Genomic DNA, 20,950 nt, shown 5'->3' on the forward strand with positions numbered 1-20,950 from the left:
GGACACCGGAAAGGGGGCGCGTCGAGGATGAGCACCAAGGACTTCATCGAGAAGGACTACTACAAGGTCCTCGGCGTCCCCAAGGACGCCACCGAGGCCGAGATCAAGAAGGCGTACCGCAAGCTCGCCCGCGAGTTCCACCCGGACGCCAACAAGGGCAACACCAAGGCCGAGGAGCGCTTCAAGGAGATCTCCGAGGCGAACGACGTCCTCGGTGACCCCAAGAAGCGCAAGGAGTACGACGAGGCCCGCGCCCTGTTCGGCAACGGCGGCTTCCGCCCGGGGCCGGCCGGCGCGGGCGGCTCCTTCAACTTCGACCTGGGCGACCTCTTCGGAGGCGGCGCCCAGGGCGGGGGCCAGGGAGCCGGCGGCTTCGGCGGCGGACTCGGAGACGTCTTCGGGGGCCTGTTCAACCGGGGCAGCTCCGGAACTACGCGCGTCCAGCCCAGGCGCGGCCAGGACATCGACACCGAGGTCACCCTCAGCTTCACCGAGGCGATCGAGGGTGCGACGGTCCCGCTCAGGATGTCCTCGCAGGCCCCCTGCAAGGCCTGCTCGGGCACCGGCGACGCCAACGGCAACCCGCGCGTGTGCCCGACGTGCGTGGGCACCGGCCAGGTGGCGAGGGGCTCCGGCGGAGGGTTCTCCCTCACGGACCCCTGCCCGGACTGCAAGGGCCGCGGCCTGATCGCGGAGAACCCCTGCGAGATCTGCAAGGGCTCCGGGCGGGCGAAGTCCTCCCGCACCATGCAGGTCCGTATCCCGGCCGGAGTGTCTGACAGCCAGCGGATCCGGCTGCGCGGAAAGGGGGCACCGGGTGAACGCGGCGGCCCCGCGGGCGACTTGTACGTCACCGTGCACGTCGACGCGCACCCCGTCTTCGGCCGCAAGGGCGACAACCTCACGGTGACGGTCCCGGTGACCTTCTCCGAGGCGGCGCTCGGCGGCGAGGTCAGGGTGCCGACGCTGAACGGCCCCGCCGTCACGCTGAAACTGCCCCCGGGCACGCCCAACGGCCGCACCATGCGGGCGCGGGGCAAGGGCGCGGTCCGCAAGGACGGCACCCGGGGCGATCTGCTGGTCACCGTCGAGGTGAGTGTCCCGACCGAGCTGTCGGGGAAGGCTCGTGACGCGCTCGAGGCGTATCGCGAGGCGACCGTGGGTGAGGACCCACGGGCGGAGCTGTTCCAGGCCGCGAAGGGAGCTTGATCGAGATGGACGGTCGTCGACGCAACCCGTATGAACTGACCGAGGAGACCCCGGTCTACGTCATTTCGGTGGCGGCCCAGCTGTCCGGACTGCATCCGCAGACGCTGCGTCAGTACGACCGTCTGGGCCTGGTGTCCCCGGACCGCACCGCGGGCCGGGGCCGGCGCTACTCGGCCCGCGACATCGAACTGCTGCGCCAGGTGCAGCAGTTGTCGCAGGACGAGGGCGTCAACCTGGCCGGGATCAAGCGGATCATCGAACTGGAGAACCAGGTCGCCGCCCTGCAGTCCCGGGTGGCCGAGCTCCAGGCGGCCGTCGAGGGGGCCGCGGCGGCCATGCAGCAGCGTGAGGCGGCGGTGCACGCGTCGTACCGCCGTGACCTGGTGCCGTACCAGGAGGTCCAGCAGACCAGCGCGCTGGTGGTGTGGCGGCCGAAGAAGGCCAGGGACTAGGCAGACAGGGGAAAGGGCCCGGAGATCTCTCCGGGCCCTTTCCCCTGTGCGGTCAACGGCCGCTGAAGAACTCCACGGAGGCGCTCTGCGTGCCCTGGCGGCCGTAGGCGTCCACGGCGTACACCTCGGCGACGCAGGGGCCGTTCCAGGGGGCCGTCCAGGAGAGGGTGCCGGTGGTGGAGAACTGGGTGCCGCTGTCGCCGCAGGCGCCCGAGATCTCCCACGCGTAGCCCTTCAGGACGCGTCCCTCGTCACCCGTGCCGGGGGCCGCGGTGACCTGGATGGGGGCGCGTGCCGGTACCCCGTTCGTGACCAGGGTCAGCTTCGGCGCGGCCGGCCCGGTCGCGGTGGCCGGGGTGAGCCGGTCGACGGTGACCTCGGTGGAGGGCACCGAGTCGGCGCCCTGGGCGTCGACGGCGGCCACGTAGTAGAAGGCCTTGCCCTTCGGGGCGGAGGTGTCCTCGTACGACGTGCCGGGCGCGGTGCCCAGCAGGCTCCAGGCGCCGTTGACCTCGGTACGCCGGTAGACGCGGTAGCCCGTGGCACCGTCGGCCGCGGCCCACGCGAGAGCGGTGGCCGCGTCGGCGGGCGTGCCGGTGACTCCGGTCGGCGCGGGCACGGTCGAGGCGACCGGACGGGTGACCGTGGCCGGCTCGGAGACCGGCGCGAAGTTCCCGGCCGTGTCGACGGCCTGCACCTTGTACGCGTACGCCGTCCCGGCGTCCGCCGTCACGTCCGTCCAGGAGGTACCCCAGACCGGCTCGGGCCCGTCGGGGTCGGACTGTCCCACGGGCGCGCCCCACACGTCGTAGTGGTCGACATCCTTCGACGAGGACGCCTGCCACGTCAGCGAGTTGCCCGCCGTGGTGCCCAGCCCCGTCACCCCGGTGGCCGCCGCGGGTGCGGTCCGGTCGGCGGTCACCACGGCCTGGTCGGCGGTGCCGCCCGACTCGTTGCCCGCCTTGTCGTAGGCGCGGACCTCGTAGTAGTACGTGTCGCCGGTCACCGGAAGGGCGCTGTCGGTGTACGACGCCGAGGTGGTCGTCGTGAGCGGCTTGCTGCCGAAGGAGGTGCCCTTCAGGCGCCGGTAGACCCGGTAGCCGGCGAGGTCCATCTCCTTGTTCTTCGCCCAGGTGACCTTGGCCTTGCCTGTGGCGTTGTCGTACGACACCGAAGTGCCGGTCGGGACCAGCGGCCTGACCTTGTCGACGTCGGCGGAGGTGCGGGGCGCGTAGGTGACCTTGACCTTGGCGGCGCCGGTGAAGTTGGCGTAGTCGATCCGCAGGGTGTGCTTGCCGGACGGGATCGTCACGTTCGCGGTCTTCTTGACCGTGGTGGAGACGTTCTTCCACAGGTCGATCCTGCGGACGCCGTCGACGTAGACGCGGATGCCGTCCAGGCCGGTGGCGCTGAGCGCGAAGGGCCCGCCGGAGCCGAAGTCGCGGGTCACGGTCCAGCGGACGCCGAAGTTGTCCTTCGGCAGGCCGGAGACGGGGGCGCCGCTCCAGCTCTGGTCGATCGCGGTGTCGCAGTCGGTCTTCTTCGGGGTGCCGGACAGGCTCGTGTTCGCGTAGAACTGCCGCTTGAACACGGGCGAGGCACACGACACGGCCGCCGAGGCGGGGGCCGCCGTCAGGGTGACGAGGGTGCCGGCGGTGGCGAGGACGACGGCGGCTGCGGTCGTCCGTCTGGCTGACTTCATTCGATCCTCTGGTCGTACGGGGAACAGCAGTTGTGCGGCTGCTGTGATCACGACTCGCCAGGTGTGAAGTTGGTTGTACTAGTGTTCGCGCCAAGTCTTCACACCATCGGCGGAGAGTGGCGTTGCGCACTCGTTAAGTGATTCCGCTTGACGTCGTTGGGCGGCCCCGCGTTGTCTTTTCAGACACATGGGCCGCAATGCCGCGCCCGCGTCCGGAAAGCACCAGAAGTGAGCAGCCCCATGCGTCGTATCGCCATAGCCGTGGCCGCGTCCACGATGACCCTCTCGCTGGCCGCCTGCGGGGCGCTCGGCGCCGCGAGCGGGAGCGAGGCGAGCCCGACCAAGGGTGACGACATCACCGTGGGTGTGCTGATGCCGGAGAAGACGAACACCCGCTACGAGGAGTTCGACTACCCGATCATCCAGCGGAAGGTCGCCGAGCTCACGGACAAGAAGGGCAAGACCCTCTACGCCAACGGCGAGGCGGACGCCAAGAAGCAGGCCACCCAGATGCAGCAGATGATCGACGAGAAGGTCGACGTCATCCTGCTGGACGCCGTGGACTCGCACGCCATCGCGGACATGGTGACGAAGGCCAAGGACGCGGGCATTCCGGTCATCGCCTACGACCGCCTCGCCGAGGGCCCGATCGACGCGTACGTCTCCTTCGACAACGAACTCGTCGGCGAGGTGCAGGGCCGCTCCCTCGTCGAGGCGCTCGGCTCGGGCATCGACACCTCCGACAAGATCGTCATGATCAACGGCTCGCCCTCCGACCCGAACGCCGGACAGTTCAAGGCGGGCGCGATGTCCGAACTCAACGGCAAGGTGACGATCGGCGAGACCTACGACGTCGACGGCTGGAAGCCGGAGACCGCCCAGAAGGACATGGCCGAGGCGATCAGCTCGCTCGGCAAGGGCAACATCAAGGCCGTCTACTCCGCCAACGACGCCATGGCCGGCGCCGCCATCCAGGCGATGGAGGACGCGGGCATGACGAACATCCCGCCGATCACCGGCCAGGACGCGGAGCTGGCCGCGGTGCAGCGGATCGTCTCGGGCGAGCAGTACATGAGCGTCTACAAGCCGTACCCGGGCGAGGCGGAGGCCGCCGCCGAGATGGCCGTCATGAAGGTCCAGGGCAAGGGCATCCAGTTCGACGCCCTCGCCACGGACAGCGTCGACAGCCCTACGAACAAGAACATCCCGGCCCAGCTCGTCCAGGTCGTCGCCCTGACGAAGGACAACATCAAGAGCACGGTCGTCAAGGACGGCATCTACACGATCAAGGACATCTGCACCGCGCAGTTCAAGAGCGACTGCGCGGCGGCGGGCCTGAAGTAGCCGTACCGGGGCGGAGGGAACCGGAACCCCCCGGAAACTCCCTCCGCCCGCCCGCCCGCCCGCCCGCTCACGCCACCCGCGTGAACTCCACCGTGACCTCCGGCGATCCGCCGGGTACGCCCCGGTAGACGCCCTTGTGGGGCGTCACGTCGTCGTAGTCGCGCCCCCGGGCCACCACCACGTGGGACTCGTCGGCGCGGACGCGGTTGGTGGGGTCGTAGCCGCACCAGTCGCCCGCCCAGTACTCGATCCAGGCATGGCTCTCCCCGGCGACGGGCCGGTGGAGTTCGGCGTCGCGTTCCGGGTGGAGGTAGCCGGAGACATAGCGGGCCGGGAGGCCGGCACCCCGCAGCAGGGCGACGGTGAGATGGGTGATGTCCTGGCAGACGCCGGCGCCCTGCTCCCAGGCCTCCGCGGGCGAGGTGTTCACGCTGGTCGTGCCGGGGAGGTACGACACCCGGTCGGCGACCAGCGCCGACACCGCGACCGCCGTCTCGTGCGGGTCGAGGCCGGCCGCCGCCTTCCGGGCCTTCTTGATCAGCTTCGGCGGGACCGTCGTACGGCCCGTCGGGCTCGCGAACTCCAACAGGCGGGACCCCGCGACGCGTTCGGCCACCTCGTCCCATGTGGGCGCGGCCGGCAGCGGCTCCGGGCGGGACGTCTCGACCAGGCTGGAGGCCGTGATGGTGAGATGGCCGTGCGGGTCCATCAGGTCGAAGCCGGTGACCTGGGTGCCCCAGTAGTCCCAGTACGACCAGGTGGGCGTGGTCGGGTTGACGGTGACCCGGGCGTCCAGGGTGGTCTGGGCGGGCAGCGTCAGCGGGGTCATGCGGACCTCGTTGTGGGACGAGGCCACGGGCTGGGCGTACGAGACCTTCGTGGTGTGCTTGATCCGGAGGCGGCGGGATGCGGGGGTGGTCATGCTCACGCTCTTTCCTGGGCCCACTCGACGGGCCCCTGGTACGGGAAGAACCGCTCCGCCACCGCCTCCGCGGAGGCCATGCACGCGGTTTGCAGGTCCCCGAGCAGCAGCGGGAGTTGCTCCTCCAGGGCGTGCAGGTCGAGGTATTCCAGACGGGTGCGCATCCGGCCGATCGGGCGGCGCGCGGGGTCCTGGCGGGGCCGGCCGAGTGCGGTCAGGCACTCCTCCGCCGTCGTCAGCGCGTGCAGCGCGGAGCGCGGGAAGTCGCGGTCCAGGAGCAGGAATTCGGCGACGCGCGGGGTGTCGCCGAAACCGCCGTACACGCGCGCGTACGCCTCGTCGGCGCCCGAGGCGCTCAGCAGGGTCGGCCAGTCGGGCGCGTGGGGCGCGTCCAGGACCCGGACCGACAGCAGCCGTACGGTCATGTCCACCCGTTCCAGGCTGCGGCCCAGCACGACGAAACGCCAGCTGTCGTCGCGGCTCATGGTGGAGTCGGCGAGACCGAAGAAGAGCGCCGCGCGCCGCCGTACGAGTTCCAGATAGGCGTAGGGGCCGGTACGGCGGGCCGCGAGCCGCTGGTCGGCCAGCGCGTGCCAGGTGGAGTTCAGGCACTCCCACATCTCCGAGGAGACGGCCTCACGGGCGCTGCGGGCGTTCAGCCGGGCCGCGCCGAGGGCGCCCTCGATGGAGCAGGTCGAGCGGGCGTCGAAGGCGAGCTGGTCGAGGACCTGCTGCATGTCGACCCGGGTGCCGCCCGCGTCGACGCCGAGGATCGCGTACAGCGACCGGCAGGCCACGTCCTCGTCGCGCCACGGGTCCTCCAGCAGGCGGTGGAGGTAGGCGTCGAGAATGCGGCCGGTGTTGTCCGCCCGCTCGACGTAACGGCCGGTCCAGGTCAGTGCCTCGGCTATCCGCGAGAGGATCACGTCGTTCACTGCTGGGCCCCTTCCTGTACGACGGTGGGGTTGCCGTCGGGACCGTGCTGACGTGGGGCGATGTCCAGGAGGGCGGTCCCGTTGGCGGGTGTGGGCGGCTCCGCGGGGCCCTCGGCGAGCACCCAGGTGTCCTTGGAGCCGCCGCCCTGGCTGGAGTTGACGATCAGGTTGCCCTCCTGGAGGGCGACCCGGGTCAGGCCGCCGGGCAGGACCCAGATGTCGTTGCCGTCGTTGACGGCGAAGGGGCGCAGGTCGATGTGGCGGGGCGCCATGCGCTCGCCCGCCAGGGTGGGGGAGGTGGACAGGGCGACGGGGCGCTGGGCGATGAAGCCGCGGGGGTCCTTGCGGACGGCCTCACGGGTCCTCTCCAGGGTTTCGCGGTCCGCCTTCGGCCCGATGACGATGCCCTGGCCGCCGGCCCCGTCGACGGGCTTCACGACGAGCTTGTCGATCTGGTCGAGGACGGCCTCGAGCTGGCCGGGTTCGTCGGGGCGGAAGGATTCCACGTTGGGGAGAATCGGTTCCTCTGAGAGGTAGTAACGGATCAGGTCCGGGACGTAGGTGTAGAGCAGCTTGTCGTCCGCGATGCCGTTGCCGACCGCGTTGGCGAGGGTGACATGGCCCGCCGTGGCCGCGCCGAGGATGCCCGGGCAGCCGATCACGGAGTCGGGGCGGAAGTGGAGCGGATCGAGGAAGTCGTCGTCCAGGCGCCGGTATACGACGTGGACGGGCACTTCTCCGCGTGTCGTGCGCATCCACACCCGGTTGCTGCGGCAGACCAGGTCGTGGCCCTCGACCAGCTGCACGCCCATCAGCCGGGCGAGCAGGGCGTGTTCGAAGTAGGCGGCGTTGCTGGGCCCGGGGGTCAGGACCACCACCCGGGGGTCCTGGACGCCGTCGGGCGCGGCGGCGCGCAGGGCGGCGAGCAGCTTCTGCGCGTAGCCGTCGACGGGAACCACATGCTGCTCGGCGAAGAGGGACGGGAAGACGCGGGTCATGGCGCGCCGGTTCTCGATGACGTACGACACGCCGCTGGGAACCCGGACGTTGTCCTCCAGGACCCGGAAGTCCCCCTGTTCGTCCCGGACCAGGTCGATGCCGGCGACATGGATGCGGACGCCGCCCGTGGGCTCGAGCCCGTGGGCGGCGCGGTGGAAGTGCGGGGAGTTCAGCAGCAGCCGCCAGGGCACGACACCGTCCTCGAAGGCACGGGCGGGCCCGTAGGCGTCGGCGAGGTAGGCCTCCAGGGCTCTGACTCTCTGGCTCACCCCGCGTTGTATGAGATCCCATTCGAGGGCGTCGAGGATCCTGGGCACGAGGTCCAGCGGCCAGGGCCGCTCCTCGCCCGCGAAGGCGTAGGTCACGCCCCGGTCGGTGAACGCCCGGGCCATCTGGTCGGCCCGGAACCTGAGTTCGCTCGGTTCGATCGGCTGGAGTGCGGCCAGCACCGGCTCGTAGGCGGTCCTGACCTCACCCGGCCGCTCGAACATCTCGTCCCACGCGTCGGCCAACGCGTATGCGTCAAATATGTCCGCCATGACCTGACGTTAAGTGCGGCAGGTAACGGGATGATCACTGCGTGATTTCCGGGAGTTGACGCGCGGAGCGGGTTGTTCCGCACGGGGACGGTCCTGGCCGGGCGGGGGAGCAGCTTGTTGCAGACGGGCGGACGGAGGCCCGGAGGTAACGGGGTATACCGGCCGTTTTTCCCGGCGCCGGCCCGAGGAGCCGTGTTGCGGAGCGGGTCGGGGCCGCGCATAGTGGCGGAGCCTGGGGGCTTCCACGCCCCGATGGGAAAACAGCACAAGAGGGCGGTAGACGCGGGAACCGGGGGTGGGATGGGCGATGGCCGGGCTCAGGACGGACGACCATCCACACGGTGCCGACCGGCTGTGCGAGGCCGGGGACCGGGTGTACTCGCGGGCCGTACGGCGCGGCCGCGTGCCGCGCGCCGACGCGGGGCCGGTGCCCTGTCTGCTGGAACTGGCCCTGCTGCACCCGGACCCCGACGACATGGACTGGCTGGTGCCGACGGCACCGCAGGAGGTCATGACCCGGCTGCTGCGCGGCGTCTACGACGAGGTCAGCACGAGCCAGCAGCGGGTGGGGGCGGCGGTCGCGGCGGTCGAGCGGTACGCCGGTCTCGGGCCCAGTGTGGTGCCGGGCGCCGGTGAGGGGACCGCGATCAGGGTCCTCGACGGCCTCTCACGGATCCAGGCCGCGATGGACGAGGCCACCGAGGCGTGCACGACAGAGGTCCTCACGGTGCAGCCCGGCGGCATCCGCCCCGAGCACGAGCTGACGGAGGGCCTGCACCGGGCGCTGGCGCTGCGCGGCCGGGGCGTGCGGATGCGGGACCTGTACACCCATGTGGCCCGGCACGGCCAAGGACTCCTGAACTACCTGGAGTTGATGGGCGGTTCGGTCCAGGCGCGGACACTGGACGAGGTCATCGACCGGCTGATCCTCTTCGACCGCACGGTGGCCTTCATCCCCGCGAACGCCGACCGCACCCTCGCCCTGGAGCTGCGCCACCCGGCGCTGGTGGAGTACCTGCTGACGGTCTTCGAGCGCCTGTGGCGCCTGGCGATCCCCCTCACCGCCCCCCTCCCGGACACCGGCATCGAGGGCATCTCCCACCGCGAGCAGTCCATCGCCGCGCTGCTGGCCGAGGGCCACCAGGACGCGGTGATCGCCGAACGGCTGGGGATCAGCGTGCGCACCTGCCGGGCCCATATCGCGCGACTGTCGGAGACGCTCGGGGCGGCCAGTCGTACGCAACTGGGTGTTCGCATAGCGCAGGTGGGCCTGGACGGCCCGACGGCCGTGCCCTCGATCACGCTCCCCGGTCAAGAATCCCGGACCGTCCGATGAGGTAGCCGAGTTGGGCGCGGCTCTCGCTGCCGAGGGTGGCGGCGAGTTTGGCGATGTGGACGCGGGCGGTGCGGATGTTCATGCCGAGTCGGTCGGCGATGACGGCGTCGGTGTGGCCCTCGACGAGCAGTCCGGCGATGGCCCGTTGACGGGGCGTGATGCCGTTGAGGCTCGGGCGGTGCACGATCTGCGGGTACATGGGCGTGGCCTGCCACCACAGCCGGTCGAAGGTGGCGGCCAGGAACTCCACCAGGGCCGGGTGCCTCACCTCCAGCGCGACCGTGCCGTCCTCGCCCGCGGGGATGAACGCGACGGTCCGGTCGGCGACGATGAGCCGGTCGGTGACCTCGTCCAGGGAGCGGGCCTCGGCGTCGCCGCGGAGTTGCTCGTAGCGGGCGAGGACGAGCGGCATGTGGCGCTGGGTGTGCTGGTACAGGGTGCGGATACGGGCGCCGCGGTCCAGGAGTGCCTGGTCCCGGTCCATGGCCACGACCTGGGCGGCGGCGCCCCGGCTGTCGCTGTAGTGGACGTTGGGCTGCACACACAGGAGTTCGCGCACGGTGCCGGCCATGGCCTCGGTGATGGCCTTGTTGATGGGGCCGGTACCGCTGACGACTCTGATCGCCGGGTTCTCCGCGACCGCCGCACCGCGCCCGTCGATCCGCAGGAGCGGCGCGAACGCCTCGGCGAGCCGTTGCTCACGCCGCCGCTCGTGCGCCACGCGGTCCGTGGTGGCGCGGAGCATGCGGTGCAGGGCGAGGGCGGGCGGTACGGCCTCCAGCCGGGCGGGGTCCCGGGCGTCGGGCCGCAGCAGCCCGGTGTGGAGGAGGCACGGGACGGGCGAGGCGTCCTGCCTGTCGATGCCCCCCTCGCGCAGGGCGCGTGCGTAGACCTCGATGCCTTCCGGGCACGGGTCTTCCGGGCCGTGCTCCGGATGGGCCGCCGCCGTGCTCACTCGCCCGTGTCCTCCTGGCCGAGAATCCCGGACTGCCCGATGAGATAGCCGAGTTGGGCGCGGCTCTCGCTGCCGAGGGTGGCGGCGAGTTTGGCGATGTGGACGCGGGCGGTGCGGATGTTCATGCCGAGGCGGTCGGCGATGACGGCGTCGGTGTGGCCCTCGACGAGGAGCGCGGCGATGGCGCGTTGACGGGGTGTGATGCCGTCGCGCGTGGGCTGCTGCACCGCTTCGGGGTACATCGGGGTGGCCAGCCGCCACAGCCGGTCGAAGGCGGTGACGAGGAAGTCGACGATGGCGGGGTGGCGGATCTCCAGGGCGAGGGTGCGGTCCTGGTTGGCGGGGATGAAGGCGATGTCGCGGTCGACGACGATCAGGCGCTGGGTGACCTCGTCGAGGGTGCGGGCTTCGACGTCGCCGTGCAGCCGTTCGTAGCGGGCCAGGATGCTGGGCGCGTGGCGCTGGGTGTGCTGGTAGAGCGTGCGGATACGGCCGCCGCGGTCGAGCAGGGCCTGGTCGCGGACCAGAGCTTCGGCATAGATTCCGGCAGCGGGGACGTGATGGGTGTGAGGCTGAATGGCGAGCATCTCACCTGAAGTGCCCGACACGGTCCGTTCAATGGCCTCGCCGATACGGTCGAGACCGCTGAGGACACTGATCGTCGGCGTCTCGGCGAGTGCGCCGGAGATCCCCACCAGAGGCTCGAACGTCGCCGCCAGCCGCTCCTCGCGCCGCCGTTCGTCCGCGATGCGCTCCTCCACGCCACGCAGCAGGCGGTGGAGGGCGAAGGCCGGAGCGATGGGTCGCAGCCACCGCAGGTCCCCGAGGTCCGGCTGCAGCAGACCGAGGTCGACCAGACACGGCGCCCCGTCCGCTTCCGCGGCCCGTACCCGTCCTTCCCGCAGCGCGCGCGTGTACAGGCTCAGGCCCGCCTCGCACAGCTCCTCCGTTCCGTGCGTGTGAGACCCGGTCACGGGCGGTCGTCTCCCCCGGATGCCGGCTGGTCGGGCTTCAGGATGCCCGACTGCGCTATGAGGAAGCCGAGCTGGGCGCGGCTGCCACTTCCCAGGGCGGTCGCGAGCTTGGCGATGTGGGCACGGCAGGTGCGTACGTTCATGCCCAGGCGGCGGGCTATCGCCTCGTCGACGTGGCCCTCGATGAGGAGCTTGGCGATGGAGTGCTGGATGTCGGTGATGCCGTCGGAAGCGGTCTCGTAGGGAGCCCCGGCGCTCAGCGGTACCGCGCGACTCCACATGAACTCGAAGACCTTGATGAGGTAGCCGACGAGGCCCGGGTGCCGGAGTTCCAGGGCCACCTGGCGGTCGTCACGGACGGGGAGGAAGGCAACGGACTCATCGCAGATGATGAGCCGTTCCACCAGCTCGTCGATGGTCCGGTACTCCACCTTGCCGTCGGCGAACCGCTCCATGTAGGCGAGCCGGGCCGGGCTGTAGCGCGCCGTGTGCTGGTACAGGGTCCGGATCCGGACGCCCCGCTCGGTGAGGGTCCTGTCGCGTTCCAGTCCTTCGATGACCCTGCGCTCGGGGTGGTTGGCGCTGGGCTGGATCGTGAGCATCTCGTTCCGGCACTGCTCCGTGGCCAGGTCGAGAGCCGCGTTTATCCGGTCCAGGCCCTCCAGCACCGTGATGGCGTGCGTCGGTGCCGTTCCCTGCGCGCTGAGGGCCATGAACGGTTCGAACACCTCGGCCAGCTCGATCGACGTCCGTCGGCGTTCCGAGATCTCGCGTTCGATCGGATTGAGACGCTGGGCCAGTGCGACGGAGGGCGGCACGGGGCGCAGCCAGTTCACGTCGTCGGGGTCGGGGTGCAGAAGGGCGTATTCCATCAGGCACGGCGCGGGTTCCACGTCAGCGCGGGCGATGCGTCCTGTGCGCAGGGCATTCGCATACAAGCGCTCACCCTCTGCACATAGTTCAGTAATCGCATGGGGATGTGTCGCGTTGGTCCGATTTGCTGTCAAATCTCCACCCCCCAGGGTCCTGAACATGCAGGAACATGATGCACTGATTGTGTGGCCATGACGTGCCTGAATGAGCCATCGTCTTATCCGACGGGGGAAGAGGGGACCTTCAAGTGAGGACGAAGCCGACTATGAGGAAGAGAATGCTTCGCTCGGTGCTTGTCGCCGCCTTCTCCGCCGTTGTGGCCTTCGGAACACTGAGTGGCCTCTCTGCTGTGAAGGGTGACGCGCAATCCGGGGATGCCGGGTCAGTGGCGGTGACGTCGACTGCGCCTGCCGACGAGAGTGCTCAGCTCTTCCCCGCCGACAGCATCTGGTCTTGACATGACTACTCCACCCGACGACCGCTCCTTCCGCAGAGAGATGGCCACCGCCTACCGCTCCGGCTGGCACTTCATCGACCTCGTCACCGCGATCCCCCACCCCGGTGACTCGTTGATGGTGACCGTCTTCGGCGAACCGGTGGTCGTCACGCGCGACGAGGACGAGGACGTGCGGGCGTACCGGTGTCTGCGGCGGCCTCGGGGGGCGCCGCAGCCCGTTCGGTGTGCCATCCGGTACGGAATGATCTTTGTGAACCTGGACCAACGAGACCATCGGCTGGTGGAACCGGAAACCCCCACCCCCCGGACCATCTCAGCCACCCCCCGCAGTGCCTGACGCGATTCCCCCGTCTTAACAAGATCGCTCAGGTGCTTCCCCCCGCAGCGGCGTCACCGTGACCTGAACACGGTGACGCCGCTGCAGTTTTGGGGGACATTTCCGGGTATCGGACGATCGGGCCGTGGCTCAAAAACGTCCCATCGCGCCCGTCAGTGAGATCTCGATGACCACCCGCAGCGGGTTCGGCGCCGGGGTCCGTTCATAGCGCTCGGCGTATCGCCGCACCGCCTCCGCGACCCGTTCCGGCTCCGTGCGGACCTGCGCCCGCCCCTCCAGCGTCGCCCACCGCGGCCCCGCCACCTGGCACACCGCCACCGCCGCCCCGCCCTCGCCGGCCGCCAGCACGTGCCGTACCTTCGCGCTCGTCCGGCTCGCGATCACCCGAGCAAGACGGGCCTCGGGGTCGTATGTCACCCCGACGGGCACCACGTGCGGGCTCCCGTCCGGGCGCGGTGTCGTCAGTGTGCACAGATGCCGTTCCCGCCAGAAGCTGAGGAACGACGGGTCCGGGGCACCCGGATCCTGGGCGTAGGAGGTCATGCCGGGACGCTAGTCCCCCGTTCCTCCCACGGACTGCCTTGAGTGGAATAGACTCAACTTTATGTACGCTGACTGAGTCAGTAACAGGAGTCGGTACAGGAGCTGACACCGAGGAGGAGTACGGACACGTGGATGCCGAGCTGACCAACCGGAGCCGGGACGCCATCAACGCGGCCAGCAACCGGGCCGTGACCGAGGGACACCCGGACCTCACCCCCGCCCACCTGCTCCTCGCTCTGCTCCAGGGGCAGGACAACGAGAACATCGTCGACCTGCTCGCGGCCGTCGACGCCGACCAGGCCGCCGTGCGGACCGGGGCCGAGAAGGTGCTCGGCTCGCTGCCCAGCGTGGCCGGGTCCACCGTCGCGCCCCCGCAGCCCAACCGCGACCTGCTGTCCGTCATCGCCGACGCGCAGGCCCGTGCCCAGGATCTCGGCGACGAGTACCTCTCCACCGAGCACCTGCTCATCGGCATCGCCGCCAAGGGCGGACCGGCCGCCGAGGTGCTGACCGGGCAGGGCGCCACCCCGAAGAAGCTGCTCGAAGCTTTCCAGAAGGCCCGAGGAGGGCGCAGAGTGACCACCGCCGACCCCGAGGGCCAGTACAAGGCCCTGGAGAAGTTCGGTACCGACTTCACCGCCGCCGCACGGGACGGCAAGCTCGACCCCGTCATCGGCCGCGACCAGGAGATCCGCCGGGTCGTGCAGGTGCTCAGCCGCCGTACGAAGAACAATCCCGTCCTCATCGGTGAGCCCGGCGTCGGCAAGACCGCCGTCGTCGAGGGGCTCGCCCAGCGGATCGTCAAGGGAGACGTGCCCGAGTCGCTCAAGGACAAGCGGCTCGTCTCGCTCGACCTGAGCGCCATGGTGGCCGGCGCCAAGTACCGCGGTGAGTTCGAGGAGCGGCTGAAGACCGTCCTCGCCGAGATCAAGGACTCCGACGGGCAGATCATCACCTTCATCGACGAGCTGCACACGGTCGTGGGTGCGGGCGCCGGCGGGGACTCCTCCATGGACGCCGGCAACATGCTCAAGCCCATGCTGGCCCGCGGTGAGCTGCGCATGGTGGGTGCCACGACCCTCGACGAGTACCGCGAGCGGATCGAGAAGGACCCCGCCCTGGAGCGGCGCTTCCAGCAGGTGCTGGTGGCCGAGCCCACCGTCGAGGACACCATCGCCATCCTGCGCGGCCTCAAGGGGCGTTACGAGGCCCACCACAAGGTCCAGATCGCCGACAGCGCGCTGGTGGCCGCGGCGGCCCTCTCCGACCGGTACATCACCTCCCGCTTCCTGCCCGACAAGGCCATCGACCTCGTCGACGAGGCGGCCTCACGCCTCCGTATGGAGATCGACTCCTCGCCCCTGGAGATCGACGAACTCCAGCGCGGTGTCGACCGGTTGAAGATGGAGGAGCTCGCGCTGGTCAAGGAGACCGACCCGGCCTCCCGGGAGCGCCTGGAACGGCTGCGCCGCGACCTCGCCGACAAGGAGGAGGAGCTGCGGGGCCTGACCGCCCGCTGGGAGAAGGAGAAGCAGTCCCTCAACCGGGTCGGTGAACTGAAGGAGAAGCTGGACGAGTTGCGCGGCCAGGCCGAACGCGCCCAGCGCGACGGCGACTTCGACACCGCCAGCAAGCTGCTCTACGGCGAGATCCCCACCCTGGAACGGGACTTGGAGGCCGCGTCCGAGGCCGAGGAGGAGGTCTCCAAGGACACCATGGTCAAGGAGGAGGTCGGCGCCGACGACATCGCCGACACCGTCGCCGCCTGGACCGGCATCCCGGCGGGCCGCCTGCTGGAGGGCGAGACGCAGAAGCTGCTGCGCATGGAGGAGGAGCTGGGCAAGCGGCTCATCGGCCAGAGCGAGGCAGTGCGGGCCGTGTCCGACGCCGTACGGCGCACCCGGGCCGGTATCTCCGACCCCGACCGGCCCACCGGCTCCTTCCTCTTCCTCGGCCCCACCGGTGTCGGAAAGACCGAACTCGCCAAGGCCCTCGCCGACTTCCTCTTCGACGACGAGCGGGCGATGGTCCGCATCGACATGAGCGAGTACGGCGAGAAGCACACCGTCTCCCGGCTGGTCGGCGCGCCCCCCGGGTACGTCGGCTACGAGGAGGGCGGCCAGCTGACCGAGGCGGTGCGCAGGCGGCCGTACAGCGTGGTGCTCCTCGACGAGGTGGAGAAGGCGCACCCGGAGGTCTTCGACATCCTGCTCCAGGTGCTCGACGACGGTCGCCTGACGGACGGTCAGGGCCGTACGGTCGACTTCCGCAACGCGATCCTGGTGCTGACGTCCAACCTGGGCAGCCAGTTCCTGGTCGACCCGATCACCAGCGAGGCGGAGAAGAAGGAGCAGGTCCTGGAGGTGGTCCGGGCCTCCTTCAAGCCGGAGTTCCTCAACCGGCTCGACGACCTGGTCGTCTTCTCGGCCCTCACCAAGGACGAGCTGCGCCGCATCGCACGGCTCCAGATCGACCGCCTGGCCAAGCGGCTCGCCGAGCGCAGGCTCACCCTGGAGGTCACCGACGCGGCCCTGGACTGGCTCGCCGTCGAGGGCCTGGACCCGGCGTACGGCGCCCGCCCGCTGCGCCGCCTCGTCCAGACCGCCATCGGTGACCGGCTCGCCAAGGAGATCCTGTCCGGCGAGGTCAAGGACGGCGACACGGTCCGGGTGGACGCCTTCGGCGACGGGCTGATCGTGGGCCCGGCGACCGGCAAGACGCTCTGAGGAGTGCGATGACGAGGGGGTGGGTGCGGGTGGGTGCCACCCCCCTCGTCACGGCGTGAACGCCACGAACCGCACCACGGACCAGTTCGACCCGTCGTAGGTGACTTCCAGCTGCACGGAGGAACTCTGCCCGGCGACCGGGCCCCGGTTCATGCACGCCTCGACGTCGGCGCCGCCGCCGCACTGCACGTTCCGCAGTCCCGGACCGTCCGGGTAGCTGGCCGCCACCCAGGCGTTCACCTCGGCGCGCGGCAGCCGGAAGCGGGCCTCGTACCGGGGGTCCTGCGCGGCCTCCAGGACACACGCGAGGTCGCGTGCCCCGGTCGGCGGCTTCGCCTCGCCGTAGGCGAACGCCTCGGTGCACGAGACCTTCCGGACGCCCGTGTCGACGGAGTCGTCCGTGAACAGCCAGGCGACCAGCAGCGCGATCAGGCCCGCCACCACCAGGGTCGGCACGGCCAGGATCGCCGTGAAAACGCCCCATCTGGTCCTGCCCGGCCGGACCTGTTCCGGCACCGTTTCGGTCTCCGTCTGTGTCATGTGTTCCCCGTTTCTTCGGCCGCTGTTTTCCGTGGCTGACCGGATCATGTCAGCCCTGGGAGGACAGGTTCCGTCTGGGCTTGCCACCCCCCTCCCCGGATGGGGGAGGATGGCGGAATCATTACGAAGGGAAATTCACGGTGACCATCGACCCGTCCTCGATTCCGAACTTCGGGGGCCAGCCCGAGCCGCAGCAAGGACCGGCGGGCCCCGTCGTCCCGGATCAGGATCTTGTGAAGCAGCTCCTCGACCAGATGGAGCTGAAGTATGTCGTCGACGACGAGGGTGACCTCGCGGCGCCGTGGGAGCAGTTCCGTACGTATTTCATGTTCCGCGGCGAAGGTGACCAGCAGGTCTTCTCGGTGCGGACGTTCTACGACCGGCCCCACCAGATCGACGAGAAGCCCACGCTGCTGGAGTCCATCGACGACTGGAACCGGCGCACCCTGTGGCCCAAGGTCTACAGCCACACCCATGACGACGGCACCGTCCGTCTGATCGGCGAGGCGCAGATGCTCATCGGCACCGGCGTCAGCCTGGAGCACTTCGTCTCCTCGACCGTCAGCTGGGTGCGCGCCGCCATCGAGTTCGACAAGTGGCTCGTCGAACAGCTCGGCCTCGAGGAGGACGTCAACGACGCGGAGAAGCCCGAGGACGACGAGTAGGCGTCCTCCCGCTACCGGGCGTATCGGCGATCGCGACCAGATACGCGCCGTAGGCGAACGACGGCCCGGCCAGGGCACCGGCCACCACGGCCGCGTGCCGGGGCCGGGCTGTCGCCGTACGTACCGGCACATGGGCGAGCCGGCCGGGCCGGGCCAGTGTGGCGGCCGTCCACAGCCTGTGGGTAACTTTTCGGCTTCAGTGAGCCGTTGTGTACACATGAGACACTCGGTACCCTTGGGCGCATGACGCAGCCCATGCCCATAGAGTCCATCCGCGATGTCCGGGCGCACCTGGCCGAGGTCGTGGAGCGGGCCGACCGGGACGACGTACCTACCGTCATCACCCGGCGCGGCAAGCAGGTCGCCGCCGTGGTGTCCATCGAGGTGCTGCGCAAATACCAGGAGTGGGAAGAGCGCGAGATCAACCGGATCATCGACGAGCGCATGACCAACCCGGCACCCGGCATCCCGATCGAGGACATCATGAGGGAGACGCTGGCGCGCAGTGAGTGAGTACCGCACCGTCTTCCGAGCCGAGGCTCAGGCCGAACTCCGCAAGGTCCCGCGAGACATGGCCCTCCGTATTTTGGCCAAGCTGACTGAGCTGGAGAGCGACCCGACGGGGTTCAACACCACGGCCCTCGTCTCCCAGCCCGACCGGCGCCGCCTACGGGTGGGCGACTACCGCGTGATCTACACGATCGACAACGGCGAGCTGGTGGTGTGGGTCGTACACGTCGGGCATCGCTCCACCGTCCATGACACCTGAGCGCTCCTGTTCACTGACCCGTTCCGGACTCCCGATGCGGCGGTGCCGCGCTCATGCGGTCGGCGTCTTGAGCCGGGCGGCCGCCTCCTCCAGCACCTCCGTGCGCTTGCAGAAAGCGAACCGCACGAACGGCGCCCCCTCCTCCCGGTTGTCGTAGAAGACCGCGTTCGGGATGGCGACGACGCCCGCGCGCTCGGGGAGCGCGCGGCAGAAGGCGAAGCCGTCGCTCTCGCCGAGGGGGCGGATGTCGGTGGTGACGAAGTAGGTGCCGGCAGGCTTGAAGACCTTGAACCCGGCCTCCGCCAGGCCGCTCGACAGCAGATCCCGCTTGGCCCGCATGTCCTCGCGGAAGGCGTCGAAGTAGCTGTCCGGGAGGGCGAGGGCCTCGGCGACCGCGTACTGGAACGGGCCGGAGGAGACGTACGTCAGGAACTGCTTCGCCGAGCGGACCGCCGAGACCAGACCAGGCGCCGCCGTGATCCAGCCGACCTTCCAGCCGGTGAAGGAGAAGGTCTTGCCGGCGGAACCGATGGAGACCGTGCGTTCCCGCATCCCCGGGAAGGTCGCGAGGGGCAGGTGTTCGGCCTCGTCGAAGACCAGGTGCTCGTAGACCTCGTCCGTGACCACCAGCAGATCCCGCTCCACGGCCAGTTCGGCGATCGCCGTGAGCTCCTCGCGGGTGAGGACCGTGCCGGTGGGGTTGTGCGGGGTGTTGATGAGGAGCAGGCGGGTCCGGTCGGTGACCGCGGCGCGCAGTTCGTCGAGGTCCAGGCGGAAGCTGCCCTCGTGCGGCCGCAGGGTGACCGGGACCCTGGTCCCGCCCGCCATCGCGATACAGGCCGCGTAGGAGTCGTAATACGGCTCGAACGCGACGACCTCGTCACCCGGCTCCACCAGCGCGAGCAGGGCGGCGGCGATGGCCTCCGTGGCTCCGGCGGTGACCAGGACCTCGGTGTCGGGGTCGTAGGCCAGGCCGTAGCGGCGCTCCTGGTGCGCGGCGACCGCCGTGCGCAGCTCCGGGACGCCGGGCCCCGGCGGGTACTGGTTGCCCCGCCCGTCCCGCAACGCCCGTACGGCCGCCTCCCTGACCTCCTCGGGGCCGTCCGTGTCGGGGAAGCCCTGGCCCAGGTTGATCGATCCGGTCCGCAGGGCCAGGGCGGACATCTCGGCGAAGATCGTCGTCCCGAACTCGGCGAGACGGCGGTTGAGCAGGGGGCGCGCGCTGGAGGTCATGCCGGTCATCCTGCGCCCAAGCTCTGGAGTTCCTCAACTCTGCTTTGGCCCGTGAGACAGAGGGGCATCTCCAGCTCACGCAACCGGCGAGGCGCCCACGGGGGGTCGCTTCGAGGGGGTAACGGAAGGAGGGTGGGCCATGGCCATCGGCATCATCCTGGCGGTGTTCGCGGTCCTGTTCATCGGGGCCCTGGTGTCCGCCGCGAACAGGAAGAAGAGCGTCAAGCTGGTCAAGCCGGTCAGGGCGCCCCGCGGCGGGGGGTCCCGGGCGCACCGGGACAGCTGGTGGGCCGGCAGCGCGACGGGCGGCGCCGGCTCGTCCTGCGGTTCGTCGGGCGGCGACTCCGGCGGCCACTCCGGTGGCCACTCCTGCGGCGGTGGGTCGTCCTGTGGTGGCGGGTCGTCCTGCGGCGGCGGCGGATGCGGGGGAGGCAGCTGACACGGGGCAGCTGAGCTCCGGCAGGGGGAACCGCATCCGGAGACGGGGGAACGGGGGAACGGGGGAACGGGGGGTGTGGGTCCGGACCTGGGTCGGGACCCACACCCCCGCTCGGCGCTGTGACGCACGCCCCCGCTTGTCACTTTTTCGCTCCGGTGCTCCGGCGCACGCTCCGGCCGCCGTGGCGCACGCCGTGGTTGAACAGATGAGCTGGGGAGCCCACGGAGGGATGGAAACCCCACGAAGTTGGGTAAAAACGCTGTGGCGGCGCCACTGTTCATGATTCCCTCTAAATCACCAACGCAGCCCCTCGGACGTCCCACGGACACCTCCTGACCTCCCGACTGGGCTGACCGGGCCGATCCCCCCACAGTCGCCCGGGCGTGCCGGAACCCCACACCACCCTTTCTTTGCGTGCTAGCGGAGCCGATCCATGCTCACGACCCTGAACACCTCGTACACCGACACGCGCGCGGCCGACCTCGCCTGGGCCCTGGGGCGCGAGCCGCTGCCCGCCCTGGCCACGCTCGACCTGGAAATCGGCGGGGGAAAGCTTCAGTTGAGACTCCTCGGCGCGTCCCACCAAGTGCTCTTGGAGGAGGATCGGGGCACCTGTTCGGAGACGGTGGCGTGCATCGCCGGCAGCAGTACGCCCCTGCCCCTGGGCGTGGCCAAGCGGGTGGGGGACTGGGAGTACGAGTTCGCCGCGCGTGTCGAGGCGCTGTCGCCGGGTCAGTTCGCCGGACGGGCACAGGAGTTGCTGGCGCTGGTGTCCGACCACCCGAACGGGCTGGCGGGGGTTTTCCCGGGTAGCCCCTTCGCGTTCACGGCGCTGCTGGCCCAGCGGTACGACGGGCAGGTGCACTGGCGGACCTGGCACGCGTATCCGCAGGACGGGCAGTTGGTGGCCACGCGGACACGGGTCGGGGTCCGGGTCCCGGTCGGGACGGCGGGCTGAGCCACGCAGCCCCCTGTTCCCCGGTTTGCTCCAAACCCCTGGT

Annotated in this window: 21 protein-coding genes; 11 read left to right on the plus strand and 10 right to left on the minus strand. The window is 70.1% G+C overall.

The genetic code is table 11. The annotated features are described in order from the left end of the window. The first annotated feature begins 27 nt into the window (after positions 1-27). Positions 28-1,209, plus strand: a complete 1,182-nt coding sequence (gene dnaJ, locus ACIBJB_RS18630) for a molecular chaperone DnaJ (protein WP_398931737.1) — start codon at positions 28-30, stop codon at positions 1,207-1,209. A 5-nt stretch (positions 1,210-1,214) separates the two neighbouring features. Next, complete coding sequence (locus tag ACIBJB_RS18635; protein WP_352387581.1) at positions 1,215-1,661, plus strand: heat shock protein transcriptional repressor HspR; 447 nt, start codon at positions 1,215-1,217, stop codon at positions 1,659-1,661. 52 nt (positions 1,662-1,713) lie between these two features. Here the strand turns inward: ACIBJB_RS18635 and ACIBJB_RS18640 are convergent, their stop codons facing one another. Further along, a complete protein-coding gene (locus tag ACIBJB_RS18640; protein ID WP_398931740.1) occupies positions 1,714-3,363 on the minus strand; it encodes a fibronectin type III domain-containing protein in 1,650 nt (549 codons plus the stop codon). A gap of 240 nt (positions 3,364-3,603) precedes the next feature. Between ACIBJB_RS18640 and ACIBJB_RS18645 the strand changes: the two genes are divergently transcribed. Beyond that, positions 3,604-4,707 (plus strand): sugar ABC transporter substrate-binding protein, encoded by a 1,104-nt coding sequence (locus ACIBJB_RS18645; RefSeq protein ID WP_398931742.1) that lies wholly within the window; start codon positions 3,604-3,606, stop codon positions 4,705-4,707. Positions 4,708-4,774: 67 nt separating this feature from the next. Here the strand turns inward: ACIBJB_RS18645 and ACIBJB_RS18650 are convergent, their stop codons facing one another. From ACIBJB_RS18650 to ACIBJB_RS18660, 3 genes are read right to left on the minus strand one after another with little or no spacing between them, the layout of a single operon-like run. Continuing rightward, a complete protein-coding gene (locus ACIBJB_RS18650; protein WP_398931744.1) occupies positions 4,775-5,629 on the minus strand; it encodes a transglutaminase domain-containing protein in 855 nt (284 codons plus the stop codon). Positions 5,630-5,631: 2 nt separating this feature from the next. Further along, positions 5,632-6,564, minus strand: coding sequence for an alpha-E domain-containing protein (locus ACIBJB_RS18655; protein WP_398931746.1), 933 nt, complete (start codon positions 6,562-6,564; stop codon positions 5,632-5,634). After that, complete coding sequence (locus ACIBJB_RS18660) at positions 6,561-8,102, minus strand: circularly permuted type 2 ATP-grasp protein (RefSeq protein ID WP_398931748.1); 1,542 nt, start codon at positions 8,100-8,102, stop codon at positions 6,561-6,563. Before ACIBJB_RS18660 ends, ACIBJB_RS18655 begins: the two co-directional genes overlap by 4 nt. A 307-nt stretch (positions 8,103-8,409) precedes the next feature. Between ACIBJB_RS18660 and ACIBJB_RS18665 the strand changes: the two genes are divergently transcribed. Next, entirely contained in the window at positions 8,410-9,438 is a 1,029-nt protein-coding gene (locus ACIBJB_RS18665) for a LuxR C-terminal-related transcriptional regulator (RefSeq protein ID WP_398931750.1), read from the plus strand. Here ACIBJB_RS18665 and ACIBJB_RS18670 read toward each other — a convergent pair. From ACIBJB_RS18670 to ACIBJB_RS18680, 3 genes are read right to left on the minus strand one after another with little or no spacing between them, the layout of a single operon-like run. Beyond that, positions 9,401-10,393: a LuxR C-terminal-related transcriptional regulator gene (locus ACIBJB_RS18670; RefSeq protein ID WP_398931752.1), complete on the minus strand. Its 993-nt coding sequence runs from the start codon at positions 10,391-10,393 to the stop codon at positions 9,401-9,403. The genes ACIBJB_RS18665 and ACIBJB_RS18670 overlap by 38 nt on opposite strands. Then, a complete protein-coding gene (locus ACIBJB_RS18675; protein WP_398931754.1) occupies positions 10,390-11,367 on the minus strand; it encodes a LuxR C-terminal-related transcriptional regulator in 978 nt (325 codons plus the stop codon). Before ACIBJB_RS18675 ends, ACIBJB_RS18670 begins: the two co-directional genes overlap by 4 nt. Continuing rightward, positions 11,364-12,401: a helix-turn-helix transcriptional regulator gene (locus ACIBJB_RS18680; protein ID WP_398931756.1), complete on the minus strand. Its 1,038-nt coding sequence runs from the start codon at positions 12,399-12,401 to the stop codon at positions 11,364-11,366. Before ACIBJB_RS18680 ends, ACIBJB_RS18675 begins: the two co-directional genes overlap by 4 nt. Before the next feature lie 297 nt (positions 12,402-12,698). Between ACIBJB_RS18680 and ACIBJB_RS18685 the strand changes: the two genes are divergently transcribed. Then, positions 12,699-13,034, plus strand: coding sequence for a hypothetical protein (locus tag ACIBJB_RS18685; protein WP_028809089.1), 336 nt, complete (start codon positions 12,699-12,701; stop codon positions 13,032-13,034). 129 nt (positions 13,035-13,163) lie between these two features. On the opposite strand, the gene ACIBJB_RS18690 is transcribed toward ACIBJB_RS18685, so the two are convergent. Next, positions 13,164-13,577 (minus strand): pyridoxamine 5'-phosphate oxidase family protein, encoded by a 414-nt coding sequence (locus ACIBJB_RS18690; protein ID WP_398931758.1) that lies wholly within the window; start codon positions 13,575-13,577, stop codon positions 13,164-13,166. A 128-nt stretch (positions 13,578-13,705) separates the two neighbouring features. Between ACIBJB_RS18690 and clpB the strand changes: the two genes are divergently transcribed. Next, the gene (gene clpB / locus ACIBJB_RS18695) at positions 13,706-16,303 is read left to right on the plus strand and encodes an ATP-dependent chaperone ClpB (RefSeq protein WP_398931760.1); all 2,598 of its coding nucleotides are present in this window, start codon (positions 13,706-13,708) and stop codon (positions 16,301-16,303) included. A 48-nt stretch (positions 16,304-16,351) separates the two neighbouring features. On the opposite strand, the gene ACIBJB_RS18700 is transcribed toward clpB, so the two are convergent. After that, on the minus strand, positions 16,352-16,843 hold the full coding sequence (locus tag ACIBJB_RS18700) for a hypothetical protein (protein ID WP_398931762.1): 492 nt from the start codon (positions 16,841-16,843) through the stop codon (positions 16,352-16,354). Between the two features lie 140 nt (positions 16,844-16,983). On the opposite strand from ACIBJB_RS18700, the gene ACIBJB_RS18705 reads away from it, so the two are divergent. The 3 genes from ACIBJB_RS18705 to ACIBJB_RS18715 all read left to right on the plus strand — a co-directional run bounded on the left by ACIBJB_RS18705 (position 16,984) and on the right by ACIBJB_RS18715 (position 18,277). Then, positions 16,984-17,508, plus strand: a complete 525-nt coding sequence (locus ACIBJB_RS18705; RefSeq protein WP_057614696.1) for a YbjN domain-containing protein — start codon at positions 16,984-16,986, stop codon at positions 17,506-17,508. Positions 17,509-17,751: 243 nt separating this feature from the next. Beyond that, positions 17,752-18,021 (plus strand): type II toxin-antitoxin system Phd/YefM family antitoxin, encoded by a 270-nt coding sequence (locus ACIBJB_RS18710; RefSeq protein WP_005483715.1) that lies wholly within the window; start codon positions 17,752-17,754, stop codon positions 18,019-18,021. Then, a complete protein-coding gene (locus ACIBJB_RS18715) occupies positions 18,014-18,277 on the plus strand; it encodes a type II toxin-antitoxin system RelE/ParE family toxin (RefSeq protein WP_398931765.1) in 264 nt (87 codons plus the stop codon). Before ACIBJB_RS18710 ends, ACIBJB_RS18715 begins: the two co-directional genes overlap by 8 nt. Positions 18,278-18,328: 51 nt before the next feature. Here ACIBJB_RS18715 and ACIBJB_RS18720 read toward each other — a convergent pair whose 3' ends face one another. Next, a complete protein-coding gene (locus tag ACIBJB_RS18720) occupies positions 18,329-19,519 on the minus strand; it encodes a pyridoxal phosphate-dependent aminotransferase (RefSeq protein WP_398931767.1) in 1,191 nt (396 codons plus the stop codon). Positions 19,520-19,649: 130 nt separating this feature from the next. Here ACIBJB_RS18720 and ACIBJB_RS18725 point away from each other — a divergent pair, with 130 nt between their 5' ends. Both ACIBJB_RS18725 and ACIBJB_RS18730 read left to right on the plus strand, forming a co-directional pair. Further along, positions 19,650-19,949 (plus strand): hypothetical protein, encoded by a 300-nt coding sequence (locus ACIBJB_RS18725; protein ID WP_398931769.1) that lies wholly within the window; start codon positions 19,650-19,652, stop codon positions 19,947-19,949. A gap of 433 nt (positions 19,950-20,382) precedes the next feature. Further along, positions 20,383-20,907 (plus strand): DUF2617 family protein, encoded by a 525-nt coding sequence (locus tag ACIBJB_RS18730; RefSeq protein WP_398931771.1) that lies wholly within the window; start codon positions 20,383-20,385, stop codon positions 20,905-20,907. Positions 20,908-20,950 lie beyond the last annotated feature (43 nt).

Origin of the sequence: Streptomyces sp. NPDC050759, assembly GCF_044456945.1 — a bacterium.
Taxonomy (GTDB): domain Bacteria; phylum Actinomycetota; class Actinomycetes; order Streptomycetales; family Streptomycetaceae; genus Streptomyces.